Genomic DNA, 5367 nt, shown 5'->3' on the forward strand with positions numbered 1-5367 from the left:
ATTGACCTCCGGAGTGGACTGGCGGCGCGCCAAGACGGTGCTTGCCGCCCTTCTGGGGCCGCCGCTGGGCTGGTTCCTGCTGTTCTTCGCCGTGCCGATGGCGGTGGTGTGGGCCTATAGTTTCGGCACCAACGTGGGTGTGTCGGACATCGACATCTCGGGCACCTTCGCCAACTATGCCCGGGCACTGGAGCCGCTGTATCTGGGCATCCTGATGAAGTCGCTGGCCTTTGCCGCGCTGGCGACGCTGATCTGCCTGATCGTCGGCTTTCCGGTCGCGCTGGCGATCAGCTTTGCGCCGCCGGGCCTGAAGACCTGGCTGCTGATCGGCGTGATGCTGCCCTTCTGGACCAACCTGCTGATCCGCACCTATGCCCTTATCGCCATCCTGCGCGACGAGGGGTTGATCAACAGCGGGCTGGAGCTGGCGTTCGGCTGGGCCGGGTTCGAGCGGCTGCCGCTGATGAACAACAATTTCGCGGTGATGGTGGGGCTGGTCTATGTCCACCTGCCCTTCACGGTGCTGCCGCTCTATGCCGCGCTGGACCGGCTGGACCGATCCCTGCTGGAGGCAAGCTTCGACCTGGGCGCCGGGCATCTGCGCACCATCTGGAACGTCGTGCTGCCGCTGGCCGCGCCCGGCATCATCTCGGCCGTGCTGCTGACGTTCATCCCGGTGCTGGGCAGCTATCTGCAGCCCGACCTGCTGGGCGGGCCGGACAGCCAGATGATCGCCAACGTGATCGAGCGGCAGTTCAAGCGCGCGAACGACTGGCCGTTCGGCGCGGCGCTTGCCTTCATGCTGATGTACCTCACCCTGTTCGGCATCGCGATGCAATCGCTGCTGAAGCGGCGGGAGCGGCCGGAATGAGGCGCCGGACATGAGGGAGAAGCCCGGCCTGCTGGATTATGCGCGGCGCTGGCCGCTGCGGCTGTGGATGCTGCTCGTCGGCATCTTCCTCTATGCGCCGCTTGTCGTGCTGGTGGTGATGAGCTTCAACGACAGCCGCCGCACCACCAAGTGGCAGGGCTTCACGCTGGACTGGTATGCCAAGGTGTTCGAGGACGGCGAACTGGTGCAGTCGCTGGTGAACTCGCTGACGATCGCGGCGCTGTCCACGGTGATCAGCCTGGTGCTGGGCACATTGGCGGCGATCGCGCTGTGGCGCTTCCGCTTTCCGGGCAAGCCGCTTGTGGATGGCGCCTTCTCCCTGCCGATCGTGGTGCCGGAAATCTGCATGGGCGTCGCCATGCTGATCTTCTTTGCCCGGGTGATGCCCTTTCCGCCGGGGCTGCCGTGGCCGCTGTCTCTCGGCGCGATCGTGATTGCCCATGTGGCCTTCAGCTTCCCCTTCGTGGCGGTCGTCGTGCGGGCGCGGCTGCACAGCTTCGACCGGTCACAGGAAGAAGCCGCGCGCGACCTTGGCGCCAGCGACTGGCGGGCGCTGTGGGACGTGGTGATCCCGCACCTGAGGCCCGCGCTGCTGGCCGGCGCGCTGCTGGCCTTCACGCTGAGCCTCGATGATTTCGTGATCACCTTCTTCACGGCAGGGCCCGACACCGTGACCTTCCCGGTGAAGGTCTAGTCGATGGTGCGCTTCTCGGTGACGCCGAAGGTGAACGCCATCTCGACGCTTCTCCTCGTCTTCACCGTCGTCCTCACCTTCATCGCGCTCAGGCTTCAGGCCCGGGCGGAAGCCGAAAAGACCAGCTGATGCCCGATCCGGTGCTCCCCATTTCGAATGGCCAGATTTCCGGCGGCCCGGCAGCCGGTGGCGCGGCAGCCGATGGCCGGACGATCATCGAGTTCCGCAACATCACCAAGCGCTTCGGCCCTGTCGTCGCGGTGGACAATGTGTCCCTCACCATCCGGGAGGGGGAATTTTTCGCGCTGCTCGGCCCTTCGGGCTGTGGCAAGACCACCCTTCTGCGCATGCTCGCCGGGTTCGAGACCCCGTCCTCCGGCCAGATCCTGATCGACGGGCAGGATGTGACGAAGGTGCCGCCCAACAAGCGGCCGGTGAACATGGTGTTCCAGAGCTATGCGGTGTTCCCGCACCTGTCGGTGCTGAAGAACATCGAATATGGCCTGAAGATGGAGGGCGTACCCGCGGCGGAGCGGCGCGAGCGGGCCGAAGCCGCCCTCAGCCTCGTCCAGCTGGAAGGCTATGGCGACCGCATGCCCGACCAGCTGTCGGGCGGCCAGCGCCAGCGCGTGGCGCTGGCGCGCGCCATCGTGAAGCGCCCGCGCGTGCTGCTGCTGGATGAGCCGCTGTCCGCGCTGGACGCCAAGCTGCGCGAGGAGCTGCGCTTCGAGATGTCGGCCCTGCAGGACCGGCTGGGGATCACCTTCGTGATGGTGACGCATGATCAGGACGAGGCGCTGGCGCTCGCCACCCGCTGCGCCGTGATGAACAAGGGCTCGTTGATGCAGGTGGCGACGCCGGCCGATCTCTACGAGTTTCCGGCCTCGCGCCTGGTTGCGGACTTCATCGGCAGCGTGAACCTGTTCGAGGGCCGGGTGGAGGTGGACGAAAGCGACCATGCCGTCATCGACCTGCCCGAAATCGGGGTGAAGGCCTGGCTTGATCATGGCACCGGCGCGTCGGGCACGGTGCAGATCTGGCTGGCGCTGAGGCCGGAGAAGGTGGAACTGCACAAGCGCGCGAATGGCGAGGGCCCTCCCACGATGGAGGGGACACCGCCGGGCCACAATGTGGTCAAGGGCCGGATCATGGATATCGCCTATCTCGGCTCTGAATCCGTCTATGACGTGAAGCTGGACGGCGGAAAGCGCGTGCGCGTGATCCGCCCCAACCTGACGCGCTGGGACCAGGAGGATTTCAGCTGGGACGAGGATGTGTGGCTCGGCTGGCACGCCGAAGGGGCGCACGTCCTGCTGGCATGAGGCCCCGCGAGATCTTCATTCCCGTCCCCGGGGGGCGCATCTTCACGCTGCAATGGGGGGAAGGGCCGCTTCTCGTCTTCACCCATGCCACCGGCATGTGCGCGCGCGTCTATTCCGAACTGCTGGAGCCGCTGGCCGGACGCTTCCGCATCGTGGCGCAGGATGCGCGCGGCCATGGCCGCACCGAGCTTGCAGCGACGCCCGGCGACATTCCGGCGGACTGGAAGCTTTATCGGCAGGATCTCGCCAATCTGGTGCAGGCACTGGGCGGTGGCCCGGTCCGCCTTGCCGGTCACAGCTTCGGCGCGACCGTCTCCTTCGAAGCGGCGGTGGACAATCCCGGCCTCGCTTCGTCCGTCTGCCTGATCGACCCGCCCTTCATCCCCTTCGGCCAGGCCCATGCCTATCGCAGCGTCCGCGAGGCGGACGGGCTGCCGCCCAACCCTATGGCGGATCAGGCCGAGCGGCGTCGCGGCCATTTCGCGAGCCGGGACGCCGCGCGCGCCGGCTATCGTGGGCGGGGCGTGTTTGCCGGATGGCCGGACCGGGCGCTGGATGACTATATCGAAGGCGGGCTGCTGCCGGATGGCGAAGGCGTCCACCTGGCCTGCGCGCCGGGGTGGGAGGCCACGAGCTTCCGCGGGGTGACCACCACGATCGAAGCCAGCCTCAGCCGTGCTGACTTTCCCTTCACCCTGCTGGCCGCAGGCGACGGCAGCACGGTGCCGCCTGAGGAAGAGGCGTGGATTCGCACGAACAAGCCCGGCGCGACCGTGCGGCGGTTCCCCGGCACCGGCCACTTCCTGCCCGTCACGCACCCGGATCTTGTGCGCCCCTATCTGGAGGGGCTTGCCTAGGCTGCCCGCCCCGCCATCTGCCGCTGCAAATCTCCAGTCATGGCGCCCTGGCGGACAGGTAGAGTATCTGCACCTCCACGCCGATACGCCCATCCGCATCTGCCCCTTGCGCGAACATGGTCTCTGCCGCTGCCCATCGCCGGGGGGTCGTCAATCCCCGGGCCCGGCCGGCCAGCCAGCCGCTGTCGCCATGCGCCCGCACGTCGCGCGCCAGATCGGCAAGCGACCGGTAACGCAGTGTCAGCGTCTCCACCTCCACCACGGGATCCACGAACCCGGCCCGCTGCAGCAGCCCGGCAGCCTCCGCCGGATCGACGGATGGCCCCAGCCGCGCCGGAACGCCGCCACCTGCGGCGGCATCCGCCGCCAGAAACGCATCGCGCACGGCCCCCAGCGAATAGCCGCCGGGAAATGCCGCCTGGAACCGCCCCTCCGGCGCCAATGCGCGCCGGGCCAGCAGCAGCGCGCCGGGCAGGTCGTTCACCCCGTGCAGCGTCATGAAAGCCGTGATCCGGGTGAAGCGCCCGTCCGGGAAATGCCGTTGGTCCTCGTCTCCGGAAAGTCCGCCATGTGCGGCGGCAAGCCGGGGCGAAGGGTCGAGGCCCACGACGCCCGGCGGCGGCAGCATCAGCCCGATCCACAGCTCGCGGCCTTCGGGGGCGGCACCCAGCAGTTGCCGGCGCTCGGCCAGTTCGTTCGCGACGTGGCGAAGCATCTGATCGCGGCCCTCGATCAGCCCCATGGCCCGGTCCCGGGCGCGCCGACGCGCCTGCCTGTCGAATGGCTCGAATTGCGCCATGGCGCGCCTGTCCTGTCTTCGTGCTAGGATGGCGGCAAATGGTCGCCGCCAATCCGATCCTCTTTGCTGCCCGATCCGCGACGCGCGGGTTCGTCGATCTGCTGATGCCGCCTGCCTGCATCGCCTGCAAGGCCCCGGTCGGAACGCCGCTCAGCTTTTGCGCGGACTGTTTTGCCGCGCTGAAGCCGATCGACGCCGGCCGCTGCATCCAGTGCGCAAGCCCGCTGCCGATCGAATGGCGCGCGGAAAGCCATTGCCTCGGCTGCCTCAGGGAGCCGCCGCGCTTCGATCGCACGGCCGCGCCCTTTCTGTATGACGGACCGGCGCGTCAGCTGGTGCTGGCCTTCAAGAACGGCCGCGAAGCCTATGCCGCCCCGATGGCCGCCGCGATGCTTCGGGCCGCACCGGGCTGGGTCAATAGTGAAACCTTGGTCTGTGCAGTTCCCCTGCACCGGTGGCGCTTGGCCGGGCGCGGATACAACCAGGCGCTGGTGCTGGCGCGCGCCATAGCCCGGGCGGCGGGTGCGCCGCTAGACCCGGATCTGCTCGTCCGCGTGAAGGCGACGCCGCGCACCCGGGGCCTCAGCCGCAGGCAGCGTCAATTGAACGTGAAAGGGGCGTTCCGCCCGGCGCCCGATGCAAGGTCACGTATCGCCGGGCGGGAAGTGGTGCTGGTCGATGACGTGATGACAAGCGGCGCCACCGCATCCGCCGCGGCCCGGCTGTTGAAGCGCGCCGGCGCGGCGCGCGTGTCTGTCCTCGTTCATGCACGGGTTGCAGCAACCGACGCTGCTCCATATGTT

At 68.1% G+C, this 5367-nt stretch carries 7 protein-coding genes; 6 read left to right on the plus strand and 1 reads right to left on the minus strand.

Translation table 11 applies throughout. The annotated features are described in order from the left end of the window. Position 1 precedes the first annotated feature (1 nt). Genes ACE3O8_RS12665 through ACE3O8_RS12685 form a run of 5 tightly spaced genes read left to right on the plus strand, consistent with a single transcriptional unit; the run spans position 2 to position 3765 of the window. Positions 2 to 871, plus strand: coding sequence for an ABC transporter permease (locus ACE3O8_RS12665; RefSeq protein ID WP_374390298.1), 870 nt, complete (start codon positions 2 to 4; stop codon positions 869 to 871). A 10-nt stretch (positions 872 to 881) separates the two neighbouring features. Then, positions 882 to 1586 carry an ABC transporter permease gene (locus tag ACE3O8_RS12670; protein ID WP_374390300.1) on the plus strand — a complete coding sequence of 235 codons (705 nt, stop codon included), beginning with the start codon at positions 882 to 884 and terminating at the stop codon, positions 1584 to 1586. 3 nt (positions 1587 to 1589) lie between these two features. After that, positions 1590 to 1715 (plus strand): hypothetical protein, encoded by a 126-nt coding sequence (locus ACE3O8_RS12675; RefSeq protein ID WP_374390302.1) that lies wholly within the window; start codon positions 1590 to 1592, stop codon positions 1713 to 1715. Continuing rightward, positions 1715 to 2908, plus strand: coding sequence for an ABC transporter ATP-binding protein (locus tag ACE3O8_RS12680; RefSeq protein WP_374390304.1), 1194 nt, complete (start codon positions 1715 to 1717; stop codon positions 2906 to 2908). The genes ACE3O8_RS12675 and ACE3O8_RS12680 overlap by 1 nt, the downstream gene beginning before the upstream one ends. After that, positions 2905 to 3765, plus strand: a complete 861-nt coding sequence (locus tag ACE3O8_RS12685) for an alpha/beta fold hydrolase (protein WP_374390306.1) — start codon at positions 2905 to 2907, stop codon at positions 3763 to 3765. Before ACE3O8_RS12680 ends, ACE3O8_RS12685 begins: the two co-directional genes overlap by 4 nt. 37 nt (positions 3766 to 3802) lie before the next feature. Here ACE3O8_RS12685 and ACE3O8_RS12690 read toward each other — a convergent pair whose 3' ends face one another. Then, positions 3803 to 4564 (minus strand): SAM-dependent methyltransferase, encoded by a 762-nt coding sequence (locus ACE3O8_RS12690; protein WP_374390308.1) that lies wholly within the window; start codon positions 4562 to 4564, stop codon positions 3803 to 3805. A gap of 38 nt (positions 4565 to 4602) precedes the next feature. Between ACE3O8_RS12690 and ACE3O8_RS12695 the strand changes: the two genes are divergently transcribed. Further along, positions 4603 to 5367: ComF family protein (locus ACE3O8_RS12695; protein ID WP_374390310.1), on the plus strand; the 765-nt coding region annotated here is incomplete at its 3' end.

The sequence above is a fragment of the Sandaracinobacter sp. genome, assembly GCF_041909755.1.
Classification (GTDB): domain Bacteria; phylum Pseudomonadota; class Alphaproteobacteria; order Sphingomonadales; family Sphingomonadaceae; genus Sandaracinobacteroides.